Origin of the sequence: Vibrio sp. FF266 (genome assembly GCF_041439695.1) — a bacterium.
Lineage (GTDB): Bacteria > Pseudomonadota > Gammaproteobacteria > Enterobacterales > Vibrionaceae > Vibrio > Vibrio tasmaniensis_A.
In genome coordinates, this window is the sequence record NZ_JBGOOO010000014.1 from 37,177 (window position 1) to 51,939 (window position 14,763).

Here is a 14,763-nt window from a genome sequence, read left to right on the forward strand (position 1 = left end):
ACTAATTAATTTGTGAATATAAATTTTTAGGGACCCCAATGAAAACAAGCATTTTATCTGCAGCTCTACTAATCACTTTAACTGGATGTGGCGGAGGAGGCTCATCGACTCCCGCGAAAAAACCAACAGTTAAGCCAACGCAAAAGCCAGTGGTATTTATCTCTAAATGTTCGCAACCCTTACAAGGGGATACAGCCTTAACTTTCAAGATTAAGGGTACAATAGCGAGTGTCAATGGCGTTGCATGTAGTGGTAGCCCCAAAGCATTTGACGATATGATCAAAGCTCACCCGAATACAAAAACGCTGAACTTCATCGATATGGGTGGCTCTATGAATGATGATGCCAACATTCAACTAGCGTACAAAGTAAGAGCGAAAAAATTAGACACGTACATTAGCTCTATTGGACATGTCGCTTCGGGGGGAACTGACCTTTTCGCTGCGGGTGTGAAAAGAACGATTGAACCAGGTGCTCGATTAGGCGTTCACTCATGGGCACAAGGGTCTTTACAAGGGGCTTCATTGCCTGTTGGTCATAGTGAGCATAAACCCTACATTGATTATTATAAAAAGATGGGATTACCAGATCCGAGCGGCTTCTACTGGTTTACACTGAAAGCTGCTCCGGCTCAAGGAATGCATTATATGACTCCTGCTGAAGTATCTAAGTATGGTTTGGCGTCTGTAATGACGGGTGTTACAAAAGACCTACGAGCAAATTACACTCCTAAAAACAGCCTTTTGAACAACAACCTGTTAGACGTTGTTAGTGATAGCCTGAAAGCTGTAGCGGTTGAAAACCACGTGAGAAAAAGTGTATATGCACTTGATCATGTCTCTTCACTATTATTCAAGCAATTTAATGTATCAAACCGAGATGAGTTAATAACCTACTTAAAGGGTAATGGTAAACTAGATCCTGTTACCAAATCGTATGTATTCAAAGCTACATCAACTCAGCCGACGACTGTCTATAACTCAAAAACGGACACAATAAATACAGCATATAGGTCCGATGATAAGTACCGTGTCGCTCCTAAGCCCTTAATTGAAACGGGTTTGATGATCGAAAATTATGGCATTGAAACATCACACACATCTGTTCAGGTTGAATTGAACAAAAGCGCGATCCAAGTTGAGATTGCAGATGAACAATTTACCCTAGTTAAAGACCCATCAGTCAACACAATTAACTACTGTAAAAAAATCAAGTTCAAAGTCGCATCAGGGAAACTGGTCACTGTTGCTAACTGCTTAGAGAGCACTCTCAAAGGTGACCAAGTTCAACTTGTCAATTACGAAAGAACGACAAAGAGAGATATGCTAGGTAGCGTAGCTCCGACCGTAACCAAATCGGTAACCAAGACTTCGAACTTTGAATTCAATGCTAAGCAAAGTACGCTAATTACTAAGTAATTTTACAATGTGTAAAAAAAGCCCTACTTAACATAAGTAGGGCTTCCTTTTATTTATTGCGCTTAAGTTTCATTTAAGCTGTCCAGACTAAATTAGTCAGCCTTGCGTACCAAAAAGTGATCGAGCATAATTTTTTCACCTGTACTTTGAAGAGGCTTGAATTCAATGACTAACTGATCGCCTTTCTGTTCAAATGCATTCACTTTCAAAAACAGACTTTCTTTGTCCGCTTTAATGTTATGAGCGACCTGACTACCATTAACAAACACATCAAATGCAGGCGCTTTAGAATTTACAGGTATCACTGTTTCAAAAGTGTACTTTTCCCCTTCTATCGCATAAGCGGTGTTATAAATACCACCATCCGCCGTCCAGTAAGTGCCATTGAAATCCATACTATCCGCGTTCCAATAGCTGTAAAATGCATGCAGATTTTCAATATCGTTCTGAGTTGTTGACGTCCACTTTACGTCAGAGAGGTTTACTGGTTTCGTGTAACTAAAGCCATGATCTCTCATATCTTTATTTAACGAATCTAATCTTCCCAAAACATCATCGAAGGTATCTTGCCAACCAAGCTCACCATAATATTGAAGCCCTATCTCCCCAATAATATAAAACTCACCATCTCTCTCAATCGTGATACCAGAGCCTGAATCCCCATGGATAATTAACCACTGCAAGTTACTTTGAGGCATGATCACTGGGTCATGTTTGTACTCAGCTAACCATTTTTTGTCTGTGTCGTTGTACTTAACAAACTTTTTGCCGCCATTACGTCCGTTATAGTTGCCAAAGCCAACGCTATTTACTTCATAGACTTCTGAATGATCAAACATCCCTTTCTCAGGCAACTTCGCCGGCTTGATACCGGTGATAGGCGTATCTAAGCGCACCAAAGCGAAGTCGTAAATACCATCGGTAAATTCATACTCCCCCCACTCACCATCAGGGTCAGTAGTCGCACGTGACGTATGAACAACATTGTACTTGCCATTCTTATCTTTTTCATAAGAAGAACAAGTTACCGCATTTTCATATCCTTCACTTTTTGAACCTGACACATGATTTGCTGTGATAACCCAATACGGGTCGATTAAAGTGGCCGACCCTGCATTCATGTGGCAAGCAAAATCAAATTGAGTTTGTAAGGCAAACGCTTTGTGTTGAGTAACCGAGCGATCCATCTTGCCTATGCCCGCCTGCGCTGAAAAAGTAGCAACGATCGCTGATGCCAAAATAATTTTTTTCATGTTACTGAGCCTCTCTCAATTGGATAGCTTCAATAGCGTGGTAACCCTGTCTAGCTTCAAAGTCGAACTGTCTATGTTGACGTGTATAAGTGATTTCGACGATATCATCAGGAGATTGGGATTCGAAAACTATCGTATTTTTGACGCTGGTCATGTGAAAGGAAATATCATTTTTAATAGTGATACATTGCTTTTTAACACATGCGGTTACATCAGCAGAAGAGAGCCAATTGTGTGTATAAAGCTCTACAGAAAATCGCCCGCCTTTACCTGGCTGAACGTCAAAAGAGAAACCACTAGTGCCGACAAGTAAACCAGAAAAAGCTAGCTCTTGGTTGTAATCTGTAGAATCACCACCCTGCCAGTAATAACGGTTACCAATTGCGTTTTTGGTCTCTGAATTAGAAACTTGTCGTAATTCACCAATAACGTTTACGTCACCAATTAAAGCACTATTGGGTTTATCTTTTCTTTGATGCTCTCCATACAAGAAAACCCAATCTAAACCGTTCAAGTCAACGTCTCTTGCGTAACGATACTTGCCATCATTAAGTTCATAACCGATGAACTCACTAGCGATCGACAAAGTATCTGTACCAATTTCTGAAACATTACTTAATTTATTTAAATCGACCTCAACCTCACTGGCCGCTGCATTGGTTGTTAGCAATGCCAACATGCAGAGGTTCAATTTTGCACATTTTAATCTCATATTTTCGCCTCAGTATTAGTTCCAAGTAATTGTAGGCTAAAGATAAGTTGAAAATGTAAGGTGCTGTAAGGGCTTTGTTCATCACGATTCAAACCTCACCGACTGATAGTTGGCACGAATAACTATAAACCCAACCATACCAATAGTTAATGATGATAAATGGCGTTTGCCAAGCTTTTGACTAAAGGTGATTTACTTTCCAAGTAGTGACTCGACGCTCCTTACATATGCTTACAATAGGTATGGATAGTAATTGTATGTCATTAAGAATTTTTATTTCACGACGATAACAGCGATACCTATGCAAGTTCGTTTCATGTATACAACGAAAAAGCCCCACCAAATCATGGAGGGGCTCTGAAAGATCATTTTTGTGTACTCAAAAACTTAGTCGACATCTTGGTCGATAGCGTATTTTATCGCGAGACCGCAGATTGCCATCATAACGAATGGGATGGCGGCAGTCGTGTATTCTGCCCATGCCATATCAGCGAATGCTTTTGCCAGTAGTACGTGGCCGAGGATTAACAGAAGTGCACACACAATAGCAACGATAATCAACTTAACTTCGTTACCCATAGTCATTTTCAACATAACGGTATCTCCAATATTTGGTCTATCGATATTGAATCACAACTCGTTGGTCAAGAAGGCGTACAGTTGCATCGGAATCAGTCCGTACAGTTGGAATCATTGTCTTTTTTATGAGTGACTTACGGTTTTACGAGTGCGTAAGTTGATGCGCAAGTTTACCAAGTAAGAGCAGCGCTTGCTCTTTCTCTGCTGTGAGTTCATAAGAGAAGTTCAATCTGATCGCGTTATCTACTCTGCCCTGCTCACTAAACAGATCGCCTGAAGCGACGCTGATCCCCTGAGCAATTGCGAGTTGATGGAATTGTTGGCTATCGAAGTGAGGAGAGAACCGTACCCACACGAAGTAACCACCAGCAGGGTCTTCTATCTCGATGGAATGTGGGAAATATTGCTTAATGACCTCTATAAATCGCTTTTTTCTCATTAGAAGATTTTTACGCAATTTACGAAGGTGATTGTCGTAGCTTTCGTGTGTCAAGAAGTGCGCGACGCCAAGCTGCACAGGAGCACTACTCGACAGCGTAGAAAGAAGCTGAAGTTTTTGAATCGCATCATTAAAACGCGAACTCACCACCCAACCAACACGATAGCCAGGACATAAACTCTTAGAGTAAGAGCCGCATAGCAACACTGAGTCTGTTTTATCAAATGCTTTTAGCGGTTTAGGTTTATGCCCTTCGAAATATAGGTCGCCGTAAACATCATCTTCGATAATATAAGTCTTGTATTGTTCAGCAACCTCAACCACTCGGCGCTTCGCATCTTCAGACAAACTTGTCCCTGTCGGGTTTTGAAACGTCGTCATCAGCCAACACGCTTTCACATCCTGGTTTTGTAGTGCGCTTTCAAACTGCTCAATATTCAATCCATTGATTGGACAAACATCCACTTCGATAGGGTTGAGTCCTAACCTCTCGACAGCTTGCAGAGCACCATAGAAAGCGGGAGATTCAATCACAACGTAGTCACCGGGCTTGGTTACAGTTTGAAGGCTCAAGTTAAGCGCTTCCATCGCACCAGAAGTAATCACGATATCTTGATGGTTGACGGTAATACCTTGCTGCAGGTAACGTTGAGCGATTTGTCTTCTTAGGGACTCACTGCCCGGTGGCAGATTATTGATCACACTAGCACCTGTCATCTTCCTTCCCGCACTGGCGAGGTTTCGAGTCAAGGTAGGCAAAGGAAAAAGGTCAGGATCTGGGAATGCTGATCCAAAAGGAATAACCCCCTCTGCCGAACTCGATTTCAAAAAGTCGAATAAGCGATCATTAATGGCTTTCTTTTTGTGTACTAACGGCAGTTCATAATCAACGCCGTCCACACGTGGTGCAACAAAGTAGCCCGACTGAGGCTTAGCGATGATCCACCCTTCACTTTCTAACAATTGGTAGGCTTGTAAGACAGTACTATTGCTGACGCTGTAATTGCGACAACTCATGCGGACGGAAGGGATCTTTTCTCCTGAACGCCACGTGTTGTTCGCTATCTGAGTTCGAATATCCTTTGCAAGCTCTTCATAACGCGCCATCTAATTGTACTACCTAGAGAAATTCTAATAAGCCTGAGATTTTATCACTAACGTTAACAACTATTGCTGCTATCCATATGATTGAGCCTAATTTCTATAATAGTGTGAATTGGTTCACAGATAACTTTGTATGCTTTGCTAAGTTTGTAACCAAGGCGAGAGCCAAGTTCGTTCTACGCCTCTATAATTTGATGTAATCCAAAAAACATGCGAGATAAAAATGAAAAAAATAGAAGCAGACCAGTTAAGTTATAAAGGAGAGTCAAACGGTGTTCATAGTTGGACAACACCGAGTGGCCAGCCATATTACTGGCACCCAGACTGGCTCCATATCGCTGAAGATGCAACAGGCTCACATCCAAAGCAGGAGATCGACGTCGATCAAGATCAAGCACCAACTGAGAAACACGCGGTGTCTGCTATTCTGAAACACCTAAACCAATGGGCATCAGACAAACTAGCATCTCACCCAGACATTGAAACCAACTCAATTGAATCTGAAATCAATCTGAAAAAGTAATTTGATTAGAGGTAAGTAGTCGTCAATCACTCTCGACTTTACTCAAATATATCGACTGAATAGTCTCGTATTTCAACCGGGACTATTCAAGTGCCTTCATAAAAACTGCCGTAATAACACCCATCTAGCTAACAATTATCTAACACAAACCAATTTTTTGTATCATTCAACAAAAGCTATCGATAGAATCCCCGACCTTATTCACACTCGCTATACTAGCCATACATACCTACCAGCCTCGTGAATTAATACACAAAATACGTATTCGTAAACTTAGGAATAGTTGCGAGACCTTAAGATGAAAATGAACAAAGGCTTATCGATGGATACTTCAAATTACAATCAATCGCTAACGACTCAATTATACGTCATCGCTGGCGTGCTATTTGGCACCTACGGCAGTCGGGTATGCCCGATGCTCGAAAGCTTAACGACGTTAGAAATTTTCACCCAAGTCAGTAGTGTCTTTATCTTATTGTGGCTAGCGCGTCATTATTTGCTATCGCAACACACCTTAGTCAAACAAGGTCGATTTGCACAACTCGATACTATGTTGTTCTTTGCCGCGAGTATTCCTTTCGCGCTCTACTACAACCTAAGCTACGAATTCACGATAGACAGTAACTTGAAAGTTCTGTTTGGTATGAGTCTATTCGGTTTCTTTACCGGAACCATTCTTCAATTGAAAGCGAAGCTTAGCCAAATAGATGAAATGGAGATGACTGGGCAATTTGACTTCCACCTGATAGGTGAAAGAAGTTCACTGGTTAAACAAATGATTGGTTTGGTCATCGTGCTTCTGGTAACACTGACCACCATGCTGACTATGGTGGCCGTCAAAGACATCTTCTGGCTAGAACACAACCCCAGCCGTTTGCTAGATGGTACGGGCAAGATCAGCGTGATCAAAGAGTTCATTTATTTGGCGGTTGTACTAGGTGGATACGCGATAACCATCATGACTCTATGGAGCCAGCTGATTAGACGTATTCTTCTAAGCCAAGAGCACGCATTAAGTAAAGTAACTAATGGTGAGCCAGGCGTTCGCTTACCTATATTCAGCTACAACGAGCTTGGGTCAATAGCATCTATGACCAATACCATGCTTGATAGCCTCGAAAACGCTCAAGACGAAGTAAAAACCACACGTGACGTCGCGATTGTTAGCTTATCTGCACTAGCTGAATCTCGAGACAATGAAACTGGCGCCCATATTTTACGAACTCAAGAATACGTAAAGGTACTCGCACTGGAGCTCAGCAAATCTGAAGCTCACGCGATCTTATTAACACCCAACTATATCGAGCTGCTTTATAAATCTGCCCCACTGCATGATGTAGGTAAGGTTGGAGTACCTGACAGTGTGCTGCTAAAACCGGGCAAACTGACGGATGAAGAGTTTGAGATAATGAAAGGTCACCCTGCTATTGGCGCCGAAGCGTTATCTATTGCAGAAAAGCAATTAGGAAGCAGTTCTTTCTTAAGAGTCGCGAAAGAGATTTCTCTCACTCACCACGAGAAATGGAATGGCAGCGGTTATCCCAACCAACTGTCTGGGGAAGATATTCCTCTATCCGGCCGCTTAATGGCATTGGCCGATGTTTATGACGCATTAATATCGAAGCGAGTCTACAAGCCAGCCTTTACTCATGAGCAAGCGAAACAGATTATCTTGGAGGGCAATGGGACCCATTTTGACCCGCAAATTGTCCAAGCTTTTCTGGCCGTCGAACAAGAGTTCGTTTCAATTGCCGCGACCTACAAGGATGGAAAAAACATGCAAAGTGAACTTGAACGAGAAAGCTTTGTTGCTCAACCTGCTTAGTCTTTTCGAAAACCACTAACTATACAGGCTCCGACTATACAGGTTACAGTAATTTATGGGGTGTTATACAGGCTACAATAGTTATATAGGTTAGGCCGCAGAGTGATTTTTTGAGTCAGCTTCATTCGAGTATTAAGTTAAACGAAACAGGAAGAGTGACTGAATAAGATTCTATAAAAAAACCAGCATATATATGCTGGTTTTTTTAGTTTAGAAGAAACACTATCTTAGTAGCTGTACACCACCAAGAGCCACGCCCGGATTTTTTCCTTTGCTGTCAAGTTTTTCTACTTCATAGACCCACTTGAGCGTTGTTGTATCGGCTGGTAAATCAACGCGGTGAATACCGTAGCGGCCTACCTTAGTGCCTCTAGGTACACTGACTGAAGAAGAACCGATAGAAGGTAAGCTAGACCACTGATTCCCTGATTTTGCTAACGCGCCATCAATAATATTGTCACCAACGCTATATGCCTTCCATACTTCAGTGCCATTCGCGAATAATTTAAGCGTACCTTTTGGTACGTCTTGAGCACCAGTCCAGCCTTTTCCAATAACAGCGGCTCTAAAACGAATGGCCTTCCAGCTTTGTCCGCTTTCAGCTGTAACTGACACTTCAGGCTTTTTATCTTCACCACCAAGGTAGAGGTGACCTTCCCAGTTAGTGATATCGGCAGGGTTTTGTGTCCAACTATGATTAAATTGGTCAGTTGTATTGCCATCATCCCAACCAAACAGACAATCCCCATTCTTAGTGACTGTACATTGAGGGTAATTAGCACCAGAGTTTGCTTCAGCATAACTGAAAGATAAGTTCTGAATACCCGTTTTGAGTGAGTTACGAACAGACCATACTTTTCCGGTTTTACCATCAAAATCAATGCGCCAATATAAAACATCGCTTGCTGGGTCTAGATTGACAGTGTGCGAACCTGAAGCAGCAGAACTAGCACCTGATTGAACTTCTAACCAAGTGCTATTATCTGTACTGGTATACACTTTGTAAGCACTTGATTTAGATACTTTCCAAGTGAACTTATGGTTACCCTTGAATGGGAACGATTGTCCATTATATGGTCGCGGTGTATACGCATACTTTAAGCTATCATTAGCAAGCGCCACCATGTCACCATCAGACAAAGCAAATGAGCGCATCTCGATATTATCAACCAAGATATTACCTGCTTTTTGCTCAGACTTTATATTAGCTGTAGCATCTTTGCCTGCATCCATCCAAGGCTTAGAAATGATCAACCCTTGGCTTGTGCCCGCAGACAAACGGCTACCCGCCCCCCAAACACCCGCATAACCATCAGCCAACTCCATATCATCGCTTTCTTCTTTACTGCGACTGTAGTTGTTAACTAGCGTAGCTTGCTTTCCATTAACCCAAATAGAAACTTTTTGAGTGGTACGATCAACACGCACTGCGACAGTATTCCATTGACTGAGGTTAAGTGCCTCTTTGGTTGTAACAGACACCTTTCTAAGGTCACTTCCACCCGCATAAGCAGCAAGTTGACGCGAAATCATGAACCACTCTAGTGTTCCTTCGTTCGTTAACTTAAGTTGGAACCCATCAACCCAAATGCCCTTACTAACGAGATCAATTGGATGTTCTAGCTTGACTTTAGGTTTCACTTTGAGTGACAAAGTAAAATCGTCTTCACCGAAATCGAAATCATGTCCGTAGTGGAACTTATACTTATAAGATTCCTGAACATCGTTCTCTAGTAAGTTAGATTTTACTGACTCGTAAGCACCTAGTTTTAGTGTTTTCGAATTCGCGTAACCTTGGTTAACCCAAACTTCAGAAACTTCCTGCTTACTCGACTCTTTTACAACAGCAACTTGTCCTGCCAATCCTGTTTGAGCGTTCACCATCCATAAGTCATCAACAGGTGCGTCTTCAAAATCGAAACGAGCATATAGATCTGGAGTCGTAACCTTGACATGAACAACGTCACGATCGAACAGTTTCTTGCCATCAGTAATGATGTAGTGGAACTCATCCTCACCAATAAAGCCTTTTGGTGCTTTATAGGTGACTTTCCCATTTGTGATACTGAGCTCAGCACCTTGTGCCGAGTATTTATCAACGTTGTGGATAGAAATCTTATCGCCATTAGCATCTACGTCATTTTTCATGACATCTAATGCCGTCGTGCTATCACGTTTTACACTAAAGTGGTCAATTTTAGCCGAAGGAGGCAGAGGGTAATCCGCAGGTCCAACAAGATTTCTTCTTAGACGGTTATTTTTATAAATATTGAAATTGATATCGTCAACGTGCGCTTCACCACCTTGAATTCCGTGGCCTTCAGCAGAAGTACTATGCCCTGTGCCTAAGTAGTGCGCGGTTTCATGCAATACAACGCCATCAGCACCAATGATGTCACCTGGAGAGCGAACAATACTTCCGAAGTTTACACCTAGAATCCAGTTACCTTTCAGCCACAACATTCTATGTTTAAGGTCCCAACCTCGCGTTTTTCTTTGTTCATCCCACCATTTTATAGCAGCGACTCTAATGGGTTCATTCTCGTGTTGGTACCCCCAAGTCTTACAAGCGTCATGAGAAGCGCTTTTTTTACAAGTTTGGTAATGGTCGTCCAGATAGCCCCAAGTTTCTATCAACACATCATTGACAGAGAAACGTAACAAAGCATCTCGACTCAAAACATAATCAACCAAGTTAATGTAGTAGTCGACGAGCACCATCGCATCATCCAAGTTGCTATCCGCTTCTTGAACAAACGCTTGGTAAGAGACATGAACTGCCACTTTTACTTTGTGCAGCTGAACTTGCGTTTTGTCTTTAGCAATTAAGTTATCTAAACCCGATGTTGGTGCACTCGGGTGCTCATCTACGGTTTTAATTGCTTTTTGCATGTTGTCTAAAATTGCAGACTGCGGCGTAACCGAAGCTAAGTTTTGAGCTGTTGCTGTTAGCTTCTTAGCGGAAAGACCGCTTATGATGTCCGCTTTTTCAATTGTCCATACTCTTTGACTACCACGGAACGCTGTCACATAGAGTTTATTTTTACTGGTCAGAGCGGCAATAACTTGCGTATTCTCGTCACTGGTATCAACACCACGATAAACACGAATCGCTGGCGTATTAATAGTACTGGATGGTGCATTCCCATTAATACGGTGATCCCAAAGATATACTTTCATATCGGGCTCTCTGATCGAGTAACGATGGAGCTCTAACGTACGCTTTTTACCATTAACCGTAATTGCCACTGAAAGATCTGGGGGTGATGCTTTCGTAGGGTTGTAGACCATAGGTTTATGGCCTTCGTTTTTGCTATCTTTGCACCCACCAGCCATGACTACCGCTAGTACCACAAAACATAGACTCAGTATTTTATTCATTCTATGTGGTTCCCTTATATCGACCAGTCTAAAGATGAATAAAAACCATAGTAATAGCAATGAATTACGTTGAACAAAACAACGCCAACGTACAGCCTATCAAAGGACTGTCTTTCAAAAGGGAGCGTGATTTAACTATGTAAATAAAAAAGCCCAGCGTACAAATACGCTGGGCTATTAAAGTTTAAAAGAAAAGTACTACCTTATTAGTTGTACGCCTCCTATAACGGCTCCGGGGGTCATTCCTTTGCTATCTAAGCGTGAGCTTTCATATTCCCATTTGAGCTGTGTGACATTTGCAGGGAGATCAATAAAGTGAACGCCATACATATCAGATTTCACTTTACGAGGTACACTTACTGAGTAAGTACCGATAAAAGGCAGTGACGCCCACTCTGTACCTGCTTTAGTCCAAACCTCATCACCGATATTATAAGCTTTCCATACTTCCTTCCCATTTGCATACAGCTTCAGTGTACCTGAAGGGTAATCGTCCGCACCGGTCCAACCTTTGCCCGCCGCAGCTGCTCGAAAACGAACACCAGACCACTCACCGGTTGGAGTATCAACTTGTAAGCTCAACGTTTTTTGTTTACCACCAAGATATATATGGCCTTCCCAGTTAGTAGTCCCGCCGTTGTCAATTGTCCAAGTATTACCATATAAGTCGTTATAACCATTTTGCGTTGCTGGCCAACCAAATAAGCAGGTTACACCTGATTTGACTTCACAATCAGGTATTGCGGCACCGTTACTAATTTCAGAGTGACTGAATGCGATTTCTTGACGACCATTAACTAGATTATTTCGAACCGACCACACTTCGCCGACAGAACCGTTCACGTCGACACGCCAATAAAGCGCCTCATCGGAGGCATTGAGCGCGACAGTATGTGAACCCGAACTACCATTACCAATTTTTTCAGTAGACCAAGAGTTTCCATCACGGCTAATCATTAACTTGTAAGCCGATGACTTAGACAATTTCCAGCTCAGTGTTTTGCTTCCTGAGAAAGCAATGCCTTCACCATTATATGGACGCGGTGCATAAGGATACACATAATTGTTGTTGGTCAATTTTGATATCTGATCATCTGTAAGTGCAAATGACCTCAACTCTACGTTATCGATACGCAAATAGCGGCTCTGGCTTTTTTGTAACTCCTGCTTGTGTACTTCGTCCGTATCCCACCATGCTTGCCCGATAGTCAAACCTTGACTGATACTTGACGCTCTTCGGCTACCTCCGCCCCATAAACCAGCATAACCTTTAGGAAGATTAACCTCATTTTGCGCTTCATCGACAAGCGACTGTTTAACCCCATCAACCCATAAGCTTGCTTGATTCGTTGTTCGGTCAACTCGCACAGCAATTGCATGCCATGCGCTATCAGCAGGTAACAATGACTCCGTCGTCATTGTTACAATGCGGTAATCAGTACCGCCTTTATGCATAGCGTATTGACGAGACTTCATGTACCACTTTAGTTTTCCATCTTTCAGTAGTCGTAAGTGGTAGCCTTCTCTCTCCATTCCACGGTTAACCAAATTAATGTCATGAGGAAGTCTAGTTCCAACTTTCACTTTCAATGAAACCGTGAAGCTATCATCACCGAGATCAAATGCATGACCGTAATGAGTATTATATTTAAACGACTCAGGTACATCGTATTTGCTTTTGATTGACCTTACCGCTTCATGAGCGCCCAGCGTTAATGTCTTTCCATAGGAATCGTTAGTCACTGATTGTGAGTAATCAACCCAAACATCCTTCCCTGAACGCCAATCACGACTAACATGAAGCTGACTTGCTAGTCCGGTCTGTTCATTAGGAATCCAAAAATCTTCAATCGCGCTTTCAAATCCGAATCTAGCGTACAAACCAAGGCTTGTTACTCTTAAATGAACCTCTTCACGATCATACAATTGTTTTCCATGATGCTTAGTTGAGTCAGTGATTTGATAAAAGAACGAATCTTCTCCCACAAACCCTTTCGGTGGGGTATAGACCAGTTTATCTCCGACGATCTTAACTTGACCGCCTTGAACGGTAAGCGAGTCCACTTTATTTATCGATATCGAATCACCATTTGCATCAAAGTCATTTTTCAACACATCTAATGTTTTCGCTGTATCACGCAACACACCAAAGTGATCAATTTTAGCCGATGGGGGTAACGGGTAATCAGCAGGGCCAACAATCGCTTGTCTGGCTACACGGTTTTTGTAACCGACAAAACCAATATCTCCCACGTGCGCTTCACCACCTTGTGAGGTTTCTTCCTCGCCACCAGTATGGTGCCCCGTACCTAAATAGTGTGAGGTTTCGTGTAAAACAACACCATCCGCTTGAATCAATTGACCCATCGAGCGAACATAAGATCCCCAGTTCACACCAACAACCCCACTGCCTACCAAATCAATCATGCGATGTCGAACATCCCAATGGCGCGTTTTTCTTTGGGCATCCACCCAACGTCGTGTTGCGTTTTTAATTGAGGTATTCTCATTTTGGTAACCCCAGTCTTTACATCTATCGTGACTGCTACTCTTTATACAGTTATTGTAGTGACTCCTTAAATGCCCCCATGTTTCAATAAGAACATCTTGCATAGAGAATCGAATTAACGCATCACGACTATACACATAGTCCACTAAGTTTATGTAGTAATCAGCTAAAACCATAGCATCATCAAAGTTACCGTCAGCTTGCTCTTTAAAAGTCTGGTAACTAATTTGAACAAATGCATTTATCTTACTCAGTTTAATGTCTGACATATTTGTTGGTAAGATATTGTCTAGACCCGAAACTGGGTTATCCGGATTTTTGTCTATTGGCTTAATCGACTTCTGAACCGCATCTAATATACTGTTTTGTCGAGACACAGAAGAAAAGCTAGACTTCAACGGTTGGATAGTACCCGCTGATTTACCACCAGTTACCGCTGCATCCTTGATCGACCAAACTCGGTGGCTACCACGAAAAGCAGTTACATATAATTTATTTTTAGTGGTAAGAGCCGCTATAACTTGAGTATTCTCATCACTCGTATCAACGCCTCGGTAAACACGAATGTCCGGAGTTTTAATAGTACTCGAAGGGGCGTTCCCGTTAATACGATGATCCCATAGATATACTTTCATATCGGGCTCACGAATAGAGTAACGATTCAGCTCTAACGTACGCTTTTTTCCATTAACAATAATTTCAACAGAAAGCTCTGACGGTGATGCTTTCGTTGGCTTATAGACCATAGGTTTATGGCCTTCATTTTTGCTATCTTTACAGCCCCCAGCAGTGACCACTGCTAAAGCCACGAAAAACAGACTCAGTGTTTTCTTCATTCTAAAGAGTTCCTTCATGTTTACCGCCCTAAACATGAACAAAAACAACATTGTTAGCAATGAATTACGTTAAACAAAACCGCATCGACGCACAGTCATTTCAAATGGAAATGCCGAAAAATTCCATAAATCAAATTTTCGAAGCTGTTGGTTATAAATCGTTTTAATAAATTCTAGGTTTTGA

At 42.1% G+C, this 14,763-nt stretch carries 9 protein-coding genes; 3 read left to right on the forward strand and 6 right to left on the reverse strand.

The features are described 5' to 3' along the window. The first annotated feature begins 38 nt into the window (after positions 1-38). Positions 39-1,418: a hypothetical protein gene (locus tag ACED59_RS12495; protein WP_017096735.1), complete on the forward strand. Its 1,380-nt coding sequence runs from the start codon at positions 39-41 to the stop codon at positions 1,416-1,418. A gap of 92 nt (positions 1,419-1,510) precedes the next feature. Here the strand turns inward: ACED59_RS12495 and ACED59_RS12500 are convergent, their stop codons facing one another. From ACED59_RS12500 to ACED59_RS12515, 4 genes are all read right to left on the reverse strand, one after another. Continuing rightward, positions 1,511-2,671 (reverse strand): serine protease, encoded by a 1,161-nt coding sequence (locus tag ACED59_RS12500; protein WP_017096734.1) that lies wholly within the window; start codon positions 2,669-2,671, stop codon positions 1,511-1,513. Between the two features lies 1 nt (position 2,672). Then, positions 2,673-3,350, reverse strand: coding sequence for a hypothetical protein (locus tag ACED59_RS12505; protein ID WP_017096733.1), 678 nt, complete (start codon positions 3,348-3,350; stop codon positions 2,673-2,675). 420 nt (positions 3,351-3,770) lie between these two features. Beyond that, positions 3,771-3,977, reverse strand: a complete 207-nt coding sequence (locus ACED59_RS12510) for a hypothetical protein (protein ID WP_004734707.1) — start codon at positions 3,975-3,977, stop codon at positions 3,771-3,773. A gap of 127 nt (positions 3,978-4,104) precedes the next feature. Further along, positions 4,105-5,508, reverse strand: coding sequence for a PLP-dependent aminotransferase family protein (locus tag ACED59_RS12515; protein WP_017096732.1), 1,404 nt, complete (start codon positions 5,506-5,508; stop codon positions 4,105-4,107). A 220-nt stretch (positions 5,509-5,728) separates the two neighbouring features. Here ACED59_RS12515 and ACED59_RS12520 point away from each other — a divergent pair, with 220 nt between their 5' ends. Beyond that, positions 5,729-6,028: a hypothetical protein gene (locus tag ACED59_RS12520; protein ID WP_009847048.1), complete on the forward strand. Its 300-nt coding sequence runs from the start codon at positions 5,729-5,731 to the stop codon at positions 6,026-6,028. Positions 6,029-6,326: 298 nt separating this feature from the next. Next, complete coding sequence (locus tag ACED59_RS12525) at positions 6,327-7,853, forward strand: HD-GYP domain-containing protein (protein ID WP_029223785.1); 1,527 nt, start codon at positions 6,327-6,329, stop codon at positions 7,851-7,853. Between the two features lie 222 nt (positions 7,854-8,075). Here the strand turns inward: ACED59_RS12525 and ACED59_RS12530 are convergent, their stop codons facing one another. After that, entirely contained in the window at positions 8,076-11,234 is a 3,159-nt protein-coding gene (locus ACED59_RS12530; RefSeq protein WP_371704923.1) for an Ig-like domain-containing protein, read from the reverse strand. Between the two features lie 198 nt (positions 11,235-11,432). Continuing rightward, positions 11,433-14,579: an Ig-like domain-containing protein gene (locus ACED59_RS12535; RefSeq protein ID WP_371704922.1), complete on the reverse strand. Its 3,147-nt coding sequence runs from the start codon at positions 14,577-14,579 to the stop codon at positions 11,433-11,435. Between the last annotated feature and the right edge of the window lie 184 nt (positions 14,580-14,763).